The sequence below is a fragment of the Brachybacterium fresconis genome, from assembly GCF_017876515.1.
In the GTDB taxonomy this organism is placed as follows: Bacteria; Actinomycetota; Actinomycetes; order Actinomycetales; family Dermabacteraceae; genus Brachybacterium; species Brachybacterium fresconis.
In genome coordinates, this window is sequence record NZ_JAGIOC010000001.1 from 3469579 (window position 1) to 3487770 (window position 18192).

The following is an 18192-nucleotide window of genomic DNA, read 5'->3' on the forward strand; positions in this document are numbered from 1 at the left end:
ACCTGCTCAGCCGGAGTCCCGTGCGAGAAGGTGCCAGGGGGATCGGATCACCGTTCCGGGGAGGGGCTCCGCGGCCTCCAAGCGGGTGAAGAACCGCTCCACCTCCACGGTGAAGTCGAGCTCCGGCAGCCCTACGGTGGTCAGCCGCGGAGACATGATCTCCCCTTCCGGGATGTTGCCGACGCCGACGATGGCGAGCTGCTCGGGCACGTCGATCCCGAGCTCGCGGGCGGCCCACACCGCGTCGATCGCGGCGCGGTCGGTGGCGGAGAAGACCGCCGTGGGCGGGTTCGCGGACCGCAGCAGCGAGGTCACCGCGGTGTGCGCCTCCTGCCGGGAGTCCGCCACCGGCACGATGAGATCCGGGTCGAGCCCGATGCCGTGGTCCGCCAGCGCGTCCCGGTAGCTGCGGAACTTCACCGAGCGCTCCGGATTCTCCAGCTCGCGCTCGTGCGCCAGATGGGCGATCCGCCGATGCCCGGCGACGAGCAGCCGCTCGATCCCTGCCCGGCAGGCGGTGAGACGATCCTGATGCACCACGTCGAAGCCGTCCGGAACGGCCTCGTCGTGGAAGACCAGCAGGGACTGCCCCCGCTGGGCGATGCCGGCCAGCTCCTCGACGTCGACCGGGCAGTCGGGCAGCAGCACCGCCCCGTCGACCATCCGCTCCCGCAGCGGCCGCAGCACGGAGTGCTCCGCGGAGGTGGGCGTCACCGGCAGCGCGATCACGGTGAGGTGACGAGGATCCGCCGCGGCCTGCAGTTGCTCGATCAGGCGATCCGACCAGGGACTGGCCGGTGCCGGATACATCAGGGCGATGACGTCGCTGCGCTGACGGCGCAGACTGCGCGCGATGTGGTTGAGCTCGTATCCGACCTCGTCCGCGGCGCGCAGAACCCTCTCGTGAGTGGCGGCCGTCGGAGGCTTGCCGGGTCCGCTGCGACCGCTGAGCACGTAGGAGACCGTCGCCGTCGACACTCCCGCGCGCTCGGCCACATCGCGCTGGGTGGCACGGCGCATGGCGGGAGGCATGCCGTTCACGGTATCCCGTCGCTGCGGCGCATCCCGCTCTCCGCCGTCACTTCGCCAGGATCTTCTTGAGGCCGTCGGAGATGCGGGTGGCCGTCTCCTGCGACTTCTGCTGGCCGGTCCAGCACAGCTCCAGCTGGTCCGTCAGCAGCCCCGCCATCTCGGAGAACGACGTCATCGTCTGCAGTGCCACCATCTCCTCCGGGACCGTGCGGGCATTCTCGGCGAAGACCGTCATCAGCTCTGGGCGGTACACCCAGTCGAGGTCCTGGCCGACGAGGTCCTCGCGCACGGGCACGAAGCTGGACTCCTCGCAGAACCGGGACATGCTCTCGTCGTTGCACATGTATTCGACGTACTTCGCGGCGGCCTCCGGATCGCCGGCGCTCGAGGTCACCACCAGGGCGTTGCCGCCCATGTTCGTCGCCTTGCCGACGTCCTGGAACAGCGGCCCGACGGTCCAGCTCTCCTCGGGGAGCTTGTCCTTCAGTCCCAGCATCTTGAAGTCGCTGGCGATCATCATGCCCACCTGCTCGTTGGCGAACAGGGTCTCGGCCGTCTGGGCCTTGCTCGCCTTGAGGCTGTTCTCCGGGGACATCAGCCCGTCTTCGAACCAGGTGCGGGACCATTCGATGGCCTCGACGCCCTCGTCGCTGTCGATGGCGGGAGCGGTGAGGTCCGCGTTCAACAGCGAGCCACCGTGCATGTACAGCACCGGCAGCCAGCGTGAGGCGGTCTCGGGGCCGACGAGGAACCAGCTGAAGGCGTACTTGCCGGTCACCTTCTGCATCTCGGTGGCGATCTGCGTGAACTCGTCCCAGCTCCAGGCCTCGGAATCGTCGTGGGGAACCTCGGCGCCGATCTGCTCCATGATGTCGAGGTTGGTGAAGATCCCCCATCCGTCCGTGTGCAGGGGGACGCCGAAGACGCCGCCGTTCTGCTCGACCGCGGACCAGTACGGGCCCAGGAACTTCTCGCCGTAGCCAGATGGCAGATACTCGCTGAGGTCGACCAGCCCGCCATCGGCGAAGCGCCCCATGTTCTGGTAGGTCCAGGTCAGCACGTCCGGGGCGGTGTCGGAAGCCAGGCGGGTGCTCAGCCACGAGGTCGGGTTGTCCGCCGGGGTGGAGGTGAGGGTGACCGGCGTGCCGCCGTCGTCGTACTCGGTGATCAGCTCCTCGAAGGTCGCCATCGAGGCGGGGACGTTCCACGTCGCGTGGGTGAGCTCCCCGTCACCGCCCTTGCCGCCGCAGCCGGCCATCACGGCCGTGCCGGTCCCGGCCAGGGCGGCTGCCCCGGAGGCCTTGAACAGCTCTCGCCGGCCCAGATGCGGGAGCGTCAGATCGGAGATCGTGCGTGCCATGGTTCTGTCCTCCAGGTGGTGCTGGTCGGTTGTCGAACGGATGGTGCGGCCCAGGTGGTGCTGCCCCTTGCCGGGACGTGCTCTCCCGGGCGGCTCACTTCAGTCCCGAGCTCGCCATGCCCTGGACGAAGCGGCGCTGGAAGAGCAGGAACACGATGAGCACAGGGACGATGGAGATGAGGCTGACGGCCATGATCGGGCCGGTCGCCGAGTTGTAGATGCTGTTCATCGAGTTCAGGCCGACCGGCAGGGTGTAGCTGCTGATGGACGGCAGGGCGATCAGCGGCCAGATGAACTCGTTCCAGCGCCACACGAAGGTGAGGATCACCAGTACGGCGATCAGAGGCCCGCTCATCGGCAGCACGATGCGCCAGAAGATGGTCAGCTCGCCGGCGCCGTCGACGCGGGCGGCGTTGATCATCTCGTCGGGGATGGAGAGCATGAACTGGCGGGCCATGAAGATGGCCAGCGCCTCCGCAGAGCGGGGGAGGATCACGGCCCAGGGGGTGTCGGTCATGCCCAGTGAGTTCACGATGATGAACTCGGGCACCATGATCACCTGGATGGGCACGGTGATCGTCACCAGCACCAGCACGAACAGCAGGTCACGACAGGGGAAGCGGTACTTGGCGAAGGCGTACCCGCCCAGCAGGCTGGTGAAGACCGTGACGATCACGGCACCGATGGTGATGATCGTGCTGTTGAGGAACCAGGTGAGGATGGGTTGGGTCTCGAACGCGGTGGCGAAGCTGCCCCACTGCATGGCATCGGGCCACAGGGAGAACTCGGGGGTGTTGACCTGGTCCGGCGGGCTGACCGCGGTGACGAAGATCCAGTACACCGGCGCGATGGTGACGATCGCGCCCAGGATCAGCAGCAGCCACAGCAGCAGAGTGCCGGGGCGGCGCAGGCCGCGTCGCGGGCGGCGGGGCTGCCTCGTCGGGGACGGGATGCGGGTCGCGGTGGCGCTCATACGGCCATTTCTCCTTCGGCGCGCTCGGACTGCCTGCGCACGACCGCCAGCAGCAGCAGGATGATGGTGAGCACGACGCTCAGCGCGCTGGCGTAGCCCAGCTCCCCGTTGGTGAAGGCGGATTCGAAGATGTACTGCAGCAGGACGGTGGTCGCGAAACCGGGACCGCCGCCGGTCATCACGTAGATGATGTCGAAGGCGTGCAGCGAGAAGATCACGTTGATGACGAACAGCAGGAACGTCGTCGGCGACAGCAACGGCAGGACGATCCGGAGGAACGCCTGCCAGGTGGTCGCTCCGTCGAGTGCGGCCGCCTCGTGCAGGTCGGTGGGGATGTCCTGCAGCGCCGCCAGGTACACCACCATGCACAGGCCCACGCGCGTCCACACCACCGCCAGGATCAGCGTGACCATGGCGAGGTTGGGCGAGGTGAGCCACTGGACCCGGTCCAGTCCCAGAGCCGCCAGACCGTTGTTGATCACGCCGTAGTCGCCGTTGAAGATCCACGACATGATCAGCGACGTGACCACGCCGGAGACGACGATCGGCAGGAAATAGGCGGTGCGCAGGATCGCTCGGCCGGGCATCGGCCGGTTCAGGGCGATCGCCAGCGCCAGCCCGATCGCCATGCTCACCGGGACCGTTCCCACCGTGAAGATGGCCGTGATCTTCAGACTCTGCCAGAACAGCGGGTCCTGGACCATGCGGGTGTAGTTGTCGACACCGATCCATTCCCCGGTCCCGAACTGGGCGACGTCCTGGAAGCTCAGCACCAGCATCCACCCGATCGGCACGAAGGCGAAGACGATGTACAGGCACATGGCCGGGCTGATGAACAGCCACGGCGCCCACCGGGGCCGCAGGCCGTGCCGCCGTCGAGGTCGACGTGAGGTGTCGCCGGTCCGTGCCGGAGCCGCCGCGTGAGAGGTCGTCACCATCGTGGCTCCGCCGTTCGTGTCGGTGCGGACACGGCGCACTCGGCTCCCGATGTCCGGCGACATGTGCAGCGACGACCCTGTCGCATGGTCGGCCTCCTGTGGTCGAGCAGTGCGGTCCTCGCGAGGGGCGAGGATTCAGTTAGACGATAAACCGACGTGTGATGTGCGTCAACCGGTCAGGCGCGCATCGTGGGCGGGGGCGCCTTGGTCGAGGAGGTCAACTCCCGGTCTTGGGTCTGGCCGGCTCCGCGCACAGGCGGGACCACGCCGCGGCGCAGGGCCTCGCCGAACGCCGACGGATCGGGATCTTCGCCATCGACACCGGTGCCCCGAACACTCCCGAAGTACGCTCGGCGGCTTCGGGGGCTTCGGCGCTTTCGGCGGTGCTCATGACACGAGATCCCCTGAGGGACCGTGACCTGGTCGGTATCGAATCGGTCGCTCCACCGCCTCGTCGCGGGGGGACCTGGGGTGCGGCCCCATTCCGCGCCTCAGCCGCGGGCTTGCGTCGGCAAGTCGTCCTGGTCGTCCGGATACGACGGCTGCGCGCCGGGCCTCGTCACGGCAAAGGCTCCCACCCGCGCGGCGTGACGACATGCTTCGTCGAGACCGTGCCCCTGGGCGAGCTTCACGGCGAGTGCCCCGACGAACGCGTCGCCGGCACCGGTGCTGTCCACCGCTGTCACGGTCGGCGAGGTGATCTCGGTGGTGGCGGTCTCGTGACTCGCGATCGCGCCGTGCGCTCCGCGCGTCATGACGACGGACGGGATGCCGGCGCTGCGCAGTGCGTGCACGGTCATCGCGTCGTCGACGGGTGCGGCGGTGCCGGTCATCGCCTCCAGGACGAGGCGCCCTTCCGATTCGTTCACGACCAGCGGATCAGCCGTGGTCAGTGTGCGCTCACGGACGTCGATCACCGGAGCGAGGTTCAGCAGGAACCGGGTTCCGGCCTCGGCGCAGAGGCGCGCCAGCTGGTCGATGGCGGGCGCGGGGACCTCGCCCTGGGAGACGACGATCCCGCTCGCGGCCACCTCCTCGCGCAGAGCGTCCACGTGCTCCGGCGACCAGGTGCCGTTCGCCCCGGCGAGGATCACGATGCTGTTCTCGCCCGGCTCGTCGACGGTGACGACGGCCAGCCCGGTCTCGACGTCCGGAACCTCCGTCGTGGCCGACAGATCCGCTCCTGCCCGCCGCAGCAGCTCCAGAGCGAGATCCGCGTCGGCCCCGGTGCCGGTGCGGCCGGCGAAGCGGACGTCGCCGCCCAGCAGGGACGCCGCGCACGCCTGATTGGCGCCCTTGCCGCCGGGAGAGCGACGCGATCCGGTGCCGAGGAGGGTCTCGCCCGGCTCGGGGTGACGTGGCACGCTCAGGACGAGATCGACGTTCACGGAGCCGACGACAAGGATCCCGCTGCCGCTGCCGCTGCCGCTGCCGCTGCCGCCGCCGCTGCCGCTGCCGGTGCTGTTCTGCGTCGTCATGACGGGTCGCCCCCGCCGAGGTACCGCTGCGGATTGGTGGTGATGAGCTGCTCGGCCCGTGGGCGATCCACGCCGCGCGCCACCAGCAGCTCGAGGAAGGCCGTCGGCACGAGCATGAACCCGCTGCCTCCCAGGCTGCTCCACATCTGCTTGAGGAACAGGTCGTGGCTGAGAAGGATCCGGTCGCCGTACCCGAGCTGGATCAGCCGGGCGACGGCATCGGCGGTGTCGCCGATCGCGGGGGAGGCCCCCTCGCCCGGGAAGGAGATGTCCAGTCCGATCATGTCGAACTCGAGCCAGACGCCACGATCCAGGAGCCGACGCTGGTAGTCGACATCGCTCCCGGAGGGATCGCTGTGGGCGAGGGAGATCCGCGAGGGGTCCGCGCCCATCTCGCCCACGGCGATCTCGAGCACCTCCTCGCCCCGGCGCTGCCAGCCGGGCATGTGGATGTTCATCGCGACGTCGGGACTGTCGTGCTGGGCGAGGGCGGCGGCGCGCAGCCCGGTGCGCTCGCCAGGGGTGAAGTCGGGGGAGACGCCGACCTCGCCGATCATGCCGGCGCGGATCTGCTCCGTGCCGACGCCGTCCCGGAGCTCGCCCGCGATGTGCTGCGCGAGCTCGTCCACGCAGGAGGTCGTGATGCGCTCTCCCTCGAACGTCTCCAGATACGTGCCGGTCGACATGACCACGTGCAGGCCGGTCTCCCGGGAGAGCCGGACCAGATCCTGCGGAGACCTCCCGATCGCCGCGGATCCGGTGGCATCGACGATCGTTCCCCCGCCGACTCCCTGGAACGCCGTGGCCTCGGCGCTCACGCCGGCGAAGGCTTTCGGGGCGACATTGTCGGGGCTGCAATACGGATCCTGCTTGAGCGCCCATTGCAGGGACGGCTCGACGGGATGGCCGGGCAGGATCCGGCTGAAGGGATAGGTCGGCTCGACGAGGCACCCGCGCAGGTCGTTGAACAGGTGCTCGTGCGGGAGGATGACGCCGAGCTCCGACGCCTCCACGGCGCCCATCACGGTCTGCACCGTCGGTTCCGACGTGGTCATGAGCTCACCTCCTCCGAACTCGGCTCGATCCCGTCGTGCGCGGTCAGCTGCCGTGCCCCGCTCTCGTCCCGCACATGCTTCGAGGGGATCATCGCGATCGCCGACGCGCACAGCGCCACCAGGGCGCCCAGGATGGTCACGACATGGACGACGCCCATCCCGGGCAGCAGCGAATCGATGACGATCGACCCGACGAGCTGGCCCGCCGTGGAGGACAGCGCCAGGAGCAGCAGGCCCAGGCGACGGACCAGGATCGCCATCAGGCCGATCGAGGCGAGGCCGAGAGGCCCGCCGAGGTACATCCACCAGGTGTCGGGAAGAGCGAAGCTCGCATGTCCGGTCCCCATCCGGATGATGAAGGCGACCGTCAGGAACAGGAAACCGATGAGGAAGTTCCAGGTGATCGAGACCAGCATCGATCCGGCGAGCTTGCCGATGTTCGAGTTGCCGGCGGGCTGCCAGCCGGCGAGCAGGCCGCCCGCGAACGGCAGGACGATCAGGGCGAGCGCGTGCGGGGTCTCGAAGTTCGGCGATACGACAAGGACGGTCGCGACGACGGCGAGCACCGCACCGATGAGCCGGAACACGCTCAGCGCCTGCTTGAAGGGGATCCCGATGCCGAGGCGATCGCACACCACGCCGGAGATGACCATGCCGGAGATCAGGGCGGTCTGGAAGGTCGCGACCCCCAGGGCGCCGACGGAGATGCCCTCCGACAGGACGATCATCGCGCCGCACAGGCCGGCGAAGAAGTTCGGCCAGGGGATGGAGCCGCGGCGGAACTGCCCGGGCAGGGCCAGGAATGCCCGGCGCGTCGATGTGCGGGGCAGGATGATCACGAGCATCAGCAGCAGGCCGCTGCCGAAGGAGACGATCGAGGCGAGGTGACCGTCGCCGAGGTCGGTTCCGAGCCGCCCGTTGACAGCGGACTGCATTGGACCGAGGGTGCCCGCGAGCACGGTGAACAGGACGAAGAGGCCGACGGATGCGGTCTTCGCGACGGGCGGTCGATCGTGGACGACGTTGTCCTGAGGTGCGGTCATGTCATGCCACCTCGTCCGGGTCCTCTGCGGCCAGCCAGGTGATGGCCTGGCCGAACAGCGTCGCATAGCCGTCCCACTCCATGAACTCCTGCGGGGCCCAGTGCGGCGAGACGTCGGAGGCGAAGGCGAGGGTGCGCCCGGCACCGACGGAGCGGACGGCGAGCAGCGGGCGGCCCTCGACCTCGGCGAGGACGGTCGCGTCCGGCTTGGCGACGAGCTCCTGGTATCCGAGCAGGATCGGCCAGGTCTCATCCAGCCCGGAGACGACGGGATGCTCGGTGCCGGTGAGCCGTCCCTGGACACCCTGCGGAGATTCCACCCGGTCGTCCCAGCGATGGATGTCCACGGGCAGGACCTCCTCGACGGCGGTGCCCGCGTAGTTCGCCTTGGCACCGAAGCCCTGGAACGAGAGGTAGCCGCCGGCCATCATCAGCCCGCCGCCGTCGCGGACCCAATCGCGCAGCAGATGCAGACGGTTGGGGGCCGGGCGGCCCTGGTCGAAGACCTGGGGAGGCAGCAGCAGGGTGTTGGCACCGATGTCCGAGAGCAGGACGACGTCGTAGACATCGAGCTCCTCGCGGGTGAGGGGGAAGAACTCGGCCACGTCGTGCGAGCGCAGATGTGTGACGTCGTGTCCGCTGCCTCGCAGATCCTCGAGAAGCTGTGCGCAACCGATCTCCACCTGGGTGTGCGGGAAGGGGTCATAGCCCTTGTGGTCGATCGTGGCGCTGACCCACGACTCTCCTGCCAACAGCACCTTCGCCATCTGTGTTCCTCCTCGAACTCGGGATCATGGAGTGTTGCGCAACGATTGCGCAATGCTTATGGTTGTCGACTCTAGGCCCGCGGCGTTCTGAAGGCAAGCCGCTCCCGCGTACCCTGTCGACGCAGCGCCACTGGAAGGGGCCCCATGTCGATCTCCGCCGTCGCCCGGGAAGCGGGCGTGTCGACGTCGACGGTCTCGCGCTTCCTGAAGGGGGAGCTCCGACTGAGCGCGGAGACCGAGGCGCGCATCCGCGAGGCCATGACGGCCACGGGGTTCTCCCTCCCCCGCCGCAGGGTGCAGCACCTGGCGCTGGTCATCCCCGAACTGTCCAACCCGTACTTCGCGCAGCTGACGCAGGCCGTCACGGATGCAGCGCACCATCGTGACCTGGAAGTCTCTGTACTGGTTTCGGACGGGCTCGAGGCCCGTGAACGCAGAATCGTGGCCAAGTGCGCCCGCGGCGGCGGCCTGGGCATCGATGCCGTCGTGTTCGTCTCGATGACCGGGAGCGGAGCGCTGCTGGCCGAGGTCCCCGACGACTTCCCGTTCGTGACCCTGGACGAGCGACTGGACGGAGAGCTCACCGAGCACCGCTCGTTCGTCGGCGCGGACAACTTCGAAGGCGCCTATCAGGCGACGACCTTCCTGCTCAGCCGCGGGCACCGACGTATCGCGCACGTCGCCGGCCCGGGGCATCTCGGATCGGCGCGCGATCGCCTGCGCGGATACCTGCGAGCAGTGCGCGACGCCGGACTCGAGGTCGACCCGCAGCTGGTGCTCGAAGGGACGTACTCGGAGCCCTTCGGCGCCCATGCCCTCTCCCGCATCCTCCGCCTCGAGGATCGGCCCACCGCGGTCTTCGCCGCCAGCGACGTCGTCGCCGTCGGCATGGCCGCGGCCGCACCCATGCACGGCATCCGCATTCCGCAGGATCTTTCGCTGGTCGGTTTCGACGGCATCGAGCAGGGCTCCTGGGTCACGCCGCGCCTGAGCACGGTCGTCCAGCCGCTCGAGGAGATCGCGCGCCATGCGCTGGACCTCGTCGACGCCGCCAATGACGGTGCCGAGCCGACGGCGCACGTCCTGCCGATGGAGCTGAGGATCGCCGAATCGGTGGCAGCGCCGCCCTCAGCGCCTTGAGAGCAGCACCCGCTCGAACAGATCCGCGGCGGTCGCCAGCTGGGCGAGCTCGAGCCGCTCGTCCACGGAATGCATCTGTGCCGGGTCTCCCGGCCCCCAGACGACGATCGGCACGTCCGGGCGGAACCCCTGCAGCACGGAGCCGTCGGTGAAGTAGGTGACCGGCGCGGGATCGACCGGCGCGGGCAGCGCCCGCACGAAGGCCGCATCGTTATCGGTGTTCAGCGCCGCGAGATCGAGGATCGTCTCGACCTCGTCGATGCCCCCGACCTGCCGCCAATGCTCGAGCAGAGGAGTCGATGCGGCGACGGTCCGCAGATCCAGAGTTGCAGTGGCCGCAGCGGGAACAATGTTCGTGGCGTCACCGCCATGGAACGTGCCGATCGAGGCGGTCTCTGCGCCGAGCACCTCGTCGTGGCGCAGCGGAGCGGTCTCCAGCGCGGGACCCACCGCCGCGGCGAGGCGGAGCACGGCGTTGACCCCGCGCTCCGGGGCAGAACCGTGTGCCGCCTGGCCTCGGGCGATCAGCCGCAACCAGCACGCGCCGCGGTGGCTGCATCGCACGCTGAGGTTCGTCGCCTCCGGAATGATGATGCCGGTCAGGTCGAGATTCGCGAGGACGTCACCGGCGTCCTGGGCGCCGAGCGAGCCGATCTCCTCGTCGGCGGTGAGGAGCATATGCCCGCCGGCGCCCCGGGTGGCGGCACCGACCAGAGCGGCCGACGCCGCGGCCAGTCCGCCCTTCATGTCCACGGCACCTCGCCCGTGCAGGTGCTCATCGTCGTGCTCCCCGCCGAGAGGGTCGTGCGACCACTGCTGCGCATCGCCGACTGGGACGGTGTCCGTGTGGCAGGCGAACAGGGGAGACGGGGCGTCCGGACCGACGGAGATCAGGGTCCAAGGGCGGGCCTCGCCACCGGTGCGAATGCGAGCGGCGGGCATGCGCTCGCGGATGAGGTCGGCGGTGTGCTGCTGGACTCCCCGCATCCCCTCGCCGTCCCCCGACGGGCTGGAGATGCGGACGAGATCCGAGGCCAGGGCGACGGGATCGAGCAACGGTGCCTCCCAGGGCGAAGGGCGGAACGGGGCCGTGCAGGGTGATGCGGTCGTCCGCCGGGTTCCGATCAGGTGCACGACTCATCGTGCAGCACCACGGTCGTCGGGGTGCTCTGCGTGGTCACTGCATCGCCGGAGCCGATGATCGGGTCGGCGGTGAAGGTGGAGACCTCGTCCGCGCCCTCCCGGTACGTGTCCGGAGCGGTGTGATGGAGGTCGGCCTGATGAAGGGCCTCCAGGGCGACGTCTGCGACCTCGTAGGGGTATGTGGCGGTGCCTGCGGGATTCTCGTCGGGCCACTCCTTCTGCGGCACGGCTCGTGACGTCTCCGCGGCGGTCGGCTCGGCGATGTCGATCGAGTACAGGGACCCGCTGGCGCCCATCAGGAACCATGCCCCCGAGGGCGCCTGGACCGCCAGATGCAGTTCCGCCGCGGCAGAGGCGTCATGGGCGAACTGCTCGGCCGGGGCGTCGTCCTGGTTCGGGCGGCTCTCCTCCAGATGCGCCCACGGCACGTGGACCGTCGAGCACAGGGGGATCCCGCCGATCGCCCCTTCCACCTCGTCGAGCGAGCCCCCGGTGTTCTGCAGATACCAGTAGGCGACCGAGGGCAGCGTCATCGATGTCGTATTGCTGATCAGCACACCCTCGGGATCGTTCGAGATCCGGATCCCGGAGAGGAACTCCCGGTCGGCAGCCCGGGTACGCGATTCCATCTCCGCCAGCGCGGCGCGCGTCTGCTCCTGCGCCGCATTCGCCGAGGTGCTGGCTGCGCGAGCCTGCAGGGCGACGAACACCAAGGTGAGAAGCGTCGCGACCGCGGTGACCACGGCGAGACTCTCCTTTCCCCACCTCTCCCACCAGGAGGCGCGCTCGGGCGAGTTCCTCACGGGTTTGCTGGCGGGCGCCGCGGTGCTGCCGTCCGGGCTGGGAGGCGCGGTCGCGGCGTCTGCCTCGGTGCGGAGCCGCTCCTCGGTCTCGGCGTGGAGCCGCGACGCATTCTTCATCGCATCGGTGGCAACACGCATGGCGTCGGTGGCGGTGCGGGCTGCATCCCGGGCGGACGTCGCCGTGAGTCGGAGCTCCTCCCGCTCGGCGCGGCGCATGAAGAACACACCCATCTGATCCCCCTCAGGCATCGCAGCAGTTCTCGCGAATACTACTGATCGTGACGCGCGTGCTGCGTGCCCCGACGGCGGTGTCGGATATGTCGCCGCCTTCGCCCGAGCGTGCAGGTCGGACACGGCAGACCACGAAGCAGCAGGGGAGGCCGATCAGCGGTACCGGGGCCAGCGGCCCGTCGAGCCCGGCCCAAGGCCGTCAGTGCCCGGCGACCGGGCCGGTCGACCCGCGCCAGATCACCGTGTTCACCGGCTCCGAAGCCGGCACGGCCGACGCGGCCCCCGAAAGCCGCTCGAGCAGGCGCTGCATGGCCCGCACCCCGACCCCTTCGTGGTCGACCTCGACCGTGGTGAGGGTGGGGCTGAGAAGACCGGACAGCGGCAGGTTGTCCCAGCCGGTGACGCTCAGGTCTTCGGGAATCGTCCATCCCCGCTCCCGAGCTCCCTGGACGACCCCGCCGGCCACCACATCGTTGGCCGCGATGACCGCCGTCGGCGGCCGGGCGGCATCGATCGCGGCGATGGCCTCATATCCGGAGGCGGCACTCCAGTCCCCGTCGACGACCCCGAGATCCTCCAGGCCCTGCGACTCGATACCGGTCAGGTAGGCGTCCCGGCGCGCCCGCGCGGAGGCGAAGTCGAGGTCGCCGGTGATGTGCAGGAAGCGGCGGTGTCCGAGCGTTGAGAGCTCGCGGAGGAACTCGAGGACGGGGGAGGCGTCGCTGAGCTCTCCGATACCGCGCATCGCATCGTCCAGCTCCCCGACGACCACCAGAGGAACGGGCGCGCATGCCTCCTGCGCATCAGCGGCCAACGGGATCAGGGACAGGATCGCCTCCGGACGACCGGTGCGCGCGAGCTCTGCGAGACGGTCGGTCCGCTCGTCGGCATCTCCGGTGAGGCCGACGACATCGAGCGTGAAACCGGCCCCTCGGGCGGCGTCGCTCGCCCCGGCGAGCACACGTGCGGGGCTGGACGTGAGCTCCGGGACCACCACCATCAGACGCTTCGACCGTCCGGTGCGCAGAGACCTGGCCAGAGGGTTCGGACTGTATCCGAGCTCGGTCACGGCCGCGGAGACCCTCTCGCGGGTCGCCGGCCTGAGCCCTTCGGGAGCCCGGAAATATCGAGAGACCGTCTGGTGGGAGAGCTGGGCGCGCTCGGCGACGTCGTAGATCGTGACGCGACGCGGAGTGGTCGCACGCGGCATGTGCCCTCCTTGGACGTGACCCTTGACACGAAAGTGATCGATCACTAGATTCTACCTGGCATTAGTGATCGATCACTTTAGGGATGGGCCGCCAGAGCACTCCGCCGTCGGAGTGCAGCCGTGGTGCCGACGAGTGCGAACCGTCCGCCCGCGTCCACCGACCACAGCCTGCTGGTGACGTCGGAGTTCCCGGGCCGGTCGACGACTCCCATCACGATCCACGATCCAAGGAGCACCCATGATCAGCCGACGCCGACTTCTCACCGCAGCAGGCACCCTCGGGGCGTTCGGCACCCTGGCGGCATGCGGCCCCAACGCCGACAGCGGCGACTCCGCGGGCGTCCGGATCTACTGGTGGGGCGGCGATCTCCGCAACACCATGACCCGCGAGGCGCTCGACCTGTTCTCCGAGTCCCAGCCCGACATCGCGGTCGCCCCCGAGTACAGCGAGTGGACCGGCTACTGGGACAAGCTCGCCACCCAGACCGCCGCGGGAGACGCTCCGGACGTGATGCAGATGGACGAGTCCTACATCGACTCCTACGGCACTCGCAGCTCTCTGCTCGACCTCGAGACCATCTCGGACCTGCTGGACCTCAGCGACATGGACGAGGACATGCTCGAGACCGGGCGCCTGGCCGACGGCACCCTGGTCGGCGCGCCCCTGGGCATCGGCATCCTCTCCGTCGGTGTGAACCCGGAGATCCTCGAACAGGCCGGGATCGAGATGCCGGACGACACCACGTGGACGTGGGACGAGTTCGCCGACCTCTGCACGCAGGTCAGCGAGTGGGCCGCCGCTGCCGGTGAGGACATCATCGGCCTGGACTTCTTCGGGACGAATGCGTCGGAGCTGGCGATGTGGGCGCGGCAGAGCGGCGAGCAGCTGTTCCCCCGAGAGGACGAGACCTCGATCAGCAAGGACACGATCGTCTCCTTCCTCGAGTACGCGCTGGAGCTGGTCGAGAAGGACGCGGTTTCGGGCCCGTCGGCGCAGGTCGAAGACGCGGCCGCGGGCGTCGAGCAGGGCCGGTTCGCCACCAACCGCTCCGCCTTCCATTTCCAGTTCCACACCCAGATCCAGACCTTCCAGGCCTCCTCGGGCTCCCCGCTGAAGCTGCTGCGGGTGCCGGCCCGCACCAGTGGCGATCCCCAGATGGTCAACAAGGCCTCGATGTACTGGTCGATCTCGGCCGACACGGCGAATCCGGAGGACTCCGCGACGCTCATCGACTTCCTGCTGCGCGACCCGGAGGCCGCCAAGATCCTCAAGATCGAACGGGGAGTCACCGCGTTCCCCGAGCTGCAGACCGAGATCGAGCCGGTCCTGTCGGACAACGAGATGGTCTCGCTCGACTTCGCGCGGGACCTGCAGGACGAGGTCGTGAAACCGCCGCTGGTCACTCCCAGCTCCGGAGTCGGATTCGGGGACGAGTTCAGCCGGCTCGCCGAGGAGTCCCTGTTCGGCGGTCGACCGCCGTCGGACATCGCCGAGGAGATCCTCGCCCAGCTCGAGACCATGCAGCCCGAGAGGTGACGGGCACCGGCGATCGGTCCTGCCTGATCCACCCGACCTGCGCAGTCCCCGCGCTCCACCCTGACGAAAGGCCTTCCCCATGCTGAACGTCGCCGTCATCGGTGCCGGGAACATCTCCGATTCCCACCTCCGCGCCTACCTGGATGCTCCTGATGAGGTGCGCATCGTGGCCCTCGCCGATCTCACCCTCGAACGAGCCGACGCGAAACGGGAGGCGTTCGCCCTGGCCGACGCCCGCTCCTACGCAGATCTCCAGGAGATGTTCGCGGCCGAGGACCTCGATCTGGTCTCCATCACGACGCCTCCGTCGGCGCATCGCCCCGTTGCCGTGCAGGCGCTGGAGGCCGGGATCCATGTCATCGTCGAGAAGCCGATGGCGCCCTCGCTCGAGGACTGCGATGCGATGCTCGCCGCGCAGCGGCGCAGCGGGAAGCTCCTCTCGGTGATCGCGCAGAACCGCTTCCGCGACGAGATGATGGGGCTGAAGGCCGTGCTGGACTCGGGGAAGCTCGGGTCGATCTCCCACACCCGGATCGCGTCGGAGTGGTGGCGGGGCCTGTCCTACTACGACCTGTGGTGGCGGGGCACGTGGGCCTCCGAAGGCGGCGGCTGCACCCTGAACCACGCGATCCACCACGTCGACCTCGCCCTGTGGCTGCTGGGCTCCCCGCAGGCGGTCGCGGCCATGATGACCAACGCCCAGCATCACAACGCCGAGGTCGAGGACCTCTCCGTCGCGATCCTGCAGTACGGGCGCGGCCTCGCCGAGCTGACCAGCTCGGTCGTCCACCACGGCCAGCAGCAGGAGATCGTGGTCCAGGGTGAACATGCCCGGGTCTCCCAGCCGTGGTCTGTCCGGGCTGAGACCGCTCAGCCCAACGGCTTCCCCACGGCCGACGGTGACACGGCCCTGATGGCAGAGCTCGACGCCGTCGCCGAGGCTTTGCCGCCTCTGGAGCACACCGGTCACGCCGGTCAGCTGCGTGACGTGATCGCCGCGATCCGGGACGGACGCGATCCGCTCATCACGGGGGAGGACGGCCGACGGGCGATCGAGCTGGTCACCGCGATCTATGCCGCCGTGATCGAGCGCCGCACCATCGACCTGCCGCTGCCGGCCGATGACCCGTACTACCGCGCGGGCACTCTGGAGGCCCGAGCCCCGCACTTCTTCGAGAAGACCGCGTCGGTCGCCTCCCAGGACGGCGGCATCACCGTCGGTGCCTGACAGCGCTCGTCGTGGTGGTCCGAGCTCCGGTCACCGACCCTCGCGCCGCACCCCCACATGCACGGTCGGCCGGTCCTGCTGGCCCACCACGACCACATAGGCGTGGGGGCCGTGGGTCCCGCTGGCGACGCGGTCCCCCTTCTTCTGCACGCCCTGGCCGAGGCGCGTGGCGGGCTCCTCGTCGTCGGCCTGGGCACGGGAGGGGATGCCGCCGTCGAAGGCCGCGTCGACCCAGTCCTCGATCCTCGTCGCATCCGCGGTGAAGGCGATGGTCTTGCTCCATTGCTCATCCCCCCGGATGGGGCCGGCGTCGAGCTGGACGGAGAACTCCGGGCGGGGCAGGTCCACGGCGTCGAGGATCTCTTCGGCGCTGCCCGGGATGTCGTCCTCGGCGCCCGCCCGGCGGATCGCGCCGCACCCGCTGGCGAGCAGGGCGAGGGCGGGAAGCGCGGCGGCGCCGCGCAGGAGTCGACGACGGTTCACGAGAGAGGATCCTTTGAGCTGCTGGGCACGGGCCGCGAGGCACGGGCTGCTGGGTGCTGGGCCGAGGCGAGTGTATGCGCCCGTCCTCCGCGGATCCCGAAGGGTCCAGTGCCGCGGGTAGGAACCGGCGCCTGAACTCACGCCGTCATCATCCGTCCGATCGGGAGAACCGGTTCGTCATCAGGTTGCTGGTCGTGTGCAGCACCGTCGCCAGCAGCTCGTCGGTCTCGGTGCGGATCTGCTCGGCGATGCGCGTGTTCGCCTCGGCCAGCAGCTCCGACACGGACGCGTCCGCGCTCTCGTCGGCCGAGGCCTCCTGCACCAGGCGCCCGGCGGCCTCGTCGGCCGCGTGCACGGCGGCGTGCCCGAGAGCGAGCGTCTGCTGCTGGTAGCGCTCGATGAGCGGGGTGGTCTCGGCGAAGTGCGCATCGGCCAGGGTCGCGATCAGGCGCGAGGTCCAGTAGAAGCTGTCGGTGCTGACCTGCCCCGTCGTGGTGGCCAGGTACCGGGGCGCCTCCTCGACGTTCGTGAACATCGGGATCAGGGTGTTGAACGGGTTGGAGGCGAAGGCGATCCACTGCAGCGCGCGGGAGGGCTCCGGGCGGTCGGGCCGGACCTGGAGGATCGCCAGCGCGTTGTGCCGGTTGATGCCGATCGGACGGAAGGCCCGGCGCTCGGCGTCGGTGCCCCGCGGGGAGTACGGATCGTAGGGCGTGCCCTGGTAGTGCGAGCTGAGCACGTCCTTGACGTCCTCGATCGTCAGCATCCGCTCCGGCCGGCGGCTCCACGGCAGGTCATCGGAGTCGGGACGGTGCTCGGGGCTCGGCCCGTCCCAGTCCTCGCTGGTGGGGCTCAGGGTGCGCTGCATGGACCAGGCGCGCGGGGTGTTGTAGACGTGGTCGTGATCCGAGTGCGAGCCGAACGCCTCGCGGGGGTTGAACGTGCTCGGCCCGGCGCCGCCCGCAGTCCCGGTCGAGGCGAAGCCTGCCCCCGAGGAGCCGTGCAGGGTGAGGTCCAGGTGATGGGTCTCGAGGAACTCTCGCAGATCGGGGCTGGCGAGGTGGTCGCGCCCCTCGCCCTCGGCGTCCTGCAGGTCGAAGGAGTCGATGCCCAGCTGGTTCGGCATGGTCACGTAGTGGTCCTCGGGCACGCGCCGGGCGATCCAGTGGTGCCCGCCCACGGTCTCCAGCCACCAGATGTCCTCGACGTCGCTGAAGGCGATGCCGTTCATCTCGTAGGTGCCGTGCTCGGCCAGCAGCGCCCCGAGGCGCTGGACCCCCTCGCGGGCGCTGCGGATGTAGGGGAGCACCAGGGTCAGCATGTCCTCCTCGCCGATCCCACCGGGCCGCTCCGGCCGATGCTCGGGCGAGCCGGGCGTGCCGCGCTCGGGGACGAGTTCGACGAGCGGATCCGCGCCGAGCACGCGCGGGTTGCTGGTCAGCGTCTCGGCGGCGCTCATCGCGACGTTCGCCGCGTTGACCCCTGCCGAGCCCCAGACCCCCTCGTCGGGCAGGGCGTTGGGCACCGCGGTGTATCGCAGCGGGCCCGCGGGCAGCTCGATCCGCCGACGCCCGAGCACGCTCGTGTACTCGCGGGGCTGGTCCTCGGGCCGGACCACCGTGACCCGCTTGGCGTCGAAGGACCCGTTCGAGGAATCCTCGGTGCGGGCCACCAGCGGTGACCCGTCGGCGCTCGCGCGCCTGCCCACCAGAAGCGTGGTGCATCCCATCAGAAGTTCTCCTCGGTCCCTCGACGTGCCGGGGCGACCCCGG

At 69.5% G+C, this 18192-nt stretch carries 16 protein-coding genes; 3 read left to right on the top strand and 13 right to left on the bottom strand.

Going from position 1 to position 18192, the window contains the following annotated elements; genetic code table 11:
- Nucleotides 1–6 precede the first annotated feature (6 nt).
- From JOF44_RS15460 to JOF44_RS15495, 8 genes are all read right to left on the bottom strand, one after another.
- A complete protein-coding gene (locus JOF44_RS15460) occupies nucleotides 7–1032 on the bottom strand; it encodes a LacI family DNA-binding transcriptional regulator (protein WP_209893395.1) in 1026 nt (341 codons plus the stop codon).
- A gap of 46 nt (nucleotides 1033–1078) precedes the next feature.
- Nucleotides 1079–2392 (bottom strand): ABC transporter substrate-binding protein, encoded by a 1314-nt coding sequence (locus JOF44_RS15465; RefSeq protein ID WP_209893398.1) that lies wholly within the window; start codon nucleotides 2390–2392, stop codon nucleotides 1079–1081.
- Between the two features lie 94 nt (nucleotides 2393–2486).
- The gene (locus JOF44_RS15470) at nucleotides 2487–3365 is read right to left on the bottom strand and encodes a carbohydrate ABC transporter permease (protein ID WP_209893399.1); all 879 of its coding nucleotides are present in this window, start codon (nucleotides 3363–3365) and stop codon (nucleotides 2487–2489) included.
- On the bottom strand, nucleotides 3362–4303 hold the full coding sequence (locus JOF44_RS15475; RefSeq protein WP_209893402.1) for a carbohydrate ABC transporter permease: 942 nt from the start codon (nucleotides 4301–4303) through the stop codon (nucleotides 3362–3364). The genes JOF44_RS15470 and JOF44_RS15475 overlap by 4 nt, the downstream gene beginning before the upstream one ends.
- Before the next feature lie 491 nt (nucleotides 4304–4794).
- A complete protein-coding gene (locus JOF44_RS15480) occupies nucleotides 4795–5781 on the bottom strand; it encodes a ribokinase (protein ID WP_209893405.1) in 987 nt (328 codons plus the stop codon).
- Nucleotides 5778–6836 carry a phosphotriesterase family protein gene (locus JOF44_RS15485; RefSeq protein WP_209893408.1) on the bottom strand — a complete coding sequence of 353 codons (1059 nt, stop codon included), beginning with the start codon at nucleotides 6834–6836 and terminating at the stop codon, nucleotides 5778–5780. The genes JOF44_RS15480 and JOF44_RS15485 overlap by 4 nt, the downstream gene beginning before the upstream one ends.
- The gene (locus tag JOF44_RS15490) at nucleotides 6833–7879 is read right to left on the bottom strand and encodes a DMT family transporter (protein ID WP_209893411.1); all 1047 of its coding nucleotides are present in this window, start codon (nucleotides 7877–7879) and stop codon (nucleotides 6833–6835) included. The genes JOF44_RS15485 and JOF44_RS15490 overlap by 4 nt, the downstream gene beginning before the upstream one ends.
- 1 nt (nucleotide 7880) lies before the next feature.
- Nucleotides 7881–8645, bottom strand: coding sequence for a glutamine amidotransferase (locus tag JOF44_RS15495; RefSeq protein ID WP_209893414.1), 765 nt, complete (start codon nucleotides 8643–8645; stop codon nucleotides 7881–7883).
- Between the two features lie 144 nt (nucleotides 8646–8789).
- On the opposite strand from JOF44_RS15495, the gene JOF44_RS15500 reads away from it, so the two are divergent.
- Nucleotides 8790–9785: a LacI family DNA-binding transcriptional regulator gene (locus tag JOF44_RS15500; protein WP_209893417.1), complete on the top strand. Its 996-nt coding sequence runs from the start codon at nucleotides 8790–8792 to the stop codon at nucleotides 9783–9785.
- On the opposite strand, the gene JOF44_RS15505 is transcribed toward JOF44_RS15500, so the two are convergent.
- The 3 genes from JOF44_RS15505 to JOF44_RS15515 form a co-directional block, all read right to left on the bottom strand.
- Entirely contained in the window at nucleotides 9774–10841 is a 1068-nt protein-coding gene (locus tag JOF44_RS15505) for a M20 family metallopeptidase (protein WP_209893420.1), read from the bottom strand. The two genes, JOF44_RS15500 and JOF44_RS15505, sit on opposite strands and share 12 nt — an antisense overlap.
- Before the next feature lie 68 nt (nucleotides 10842–10909).
- Nucleotides 10910–11980 carry a hypothetical protein gene (locus JOF44_RS15510; protein ID WP_209893424.1) on the bottom strand — a complete coding sequence of 357 codons (1071 nt, stop codon included), beginning with the start codon at nucleotides 11978–11980 and terminating at the stop codon, nucleotides 10910–10912.
- Nucleotides 11981–12161: 181 nt separating this feature from the next.
- Nucleotides 12162–13172, bottom strand: coding sequence for a LacI family DNA-binding transcriptional regulator (locus JOF44_RS15515; protein ID WP_209893427.1), 1011 nt, complete (start codon nucleotides 13170–13172; stop codon nucleotides 12162–12164).
- Between the two features lie 238 nt (nucleotides 13173–13410).
- Between JOF44_RS15515 and JOF44_RS15520 the strand changes: the two genes are divergently transcribed.
- Together JOF44_RS15520 and JOF44_RS15525 are read left to right on the top strand one after the other, a co-directional pair.
- The gene (locus JOF44_RS15520) at nucleotides 13411–14709 is read left to right on the top strand and encodes an ABC transporter substrate-binding protein (protein ID WP_209893430.1); all 1299 of its coding nucleotides are present in this window, start codon (nucleotides 13411–13413) and stop codon (nucleotides 14707–14709) included.
- Between the two features lie 79 nt (nucleotides 14710–14788).
- The gene (locus JOF44_RS15525; RefSeq protein ID WP_209893433.1) at nucleotides 14789–15937 is read left to right on the top strand and encodes a Gfo/Idh/MocA family protein; all 1149 of its coding nucleotides are present in this window, start codon (nucleotides 14789–14791) and stop codon (nucleotides 15935–15937) included.
- Between the two features lie 30 nt (nucleotides 15938–15967).
- On the opposite strand, the gene JOF44_RS15530 is transcribed toward JOF44_RS15525, so the two are convergent.
- Nucleotides 15968–16420 carry a hypothetical protein gene (locus JOF44_RS15530; protein ID WP_209893436.1) on the bottom strand — a complete coding sequence of 151 codons (453 nt, stop codon included), beginning with the start codon at nucleotides 16418–16420 and terminating at the stop codon, nucleotides 15968–15970.
- A 148-nt stretch (nucleotides 16421–16568) separates the two neighbouring features.
- Nucleotides 16569–18149, bottom strand: a complete 1581-nt coding sequence (locus JOF44_RS15535; RefSeq protein ID WP_209893440.1) for a C69 family dipeptidase — start codon at nucleotides 18147–18149, stop codon at nucleotides 16569–16571.
- Nucleotides 18150–18192: the final 43 nt, after the last annotated feature.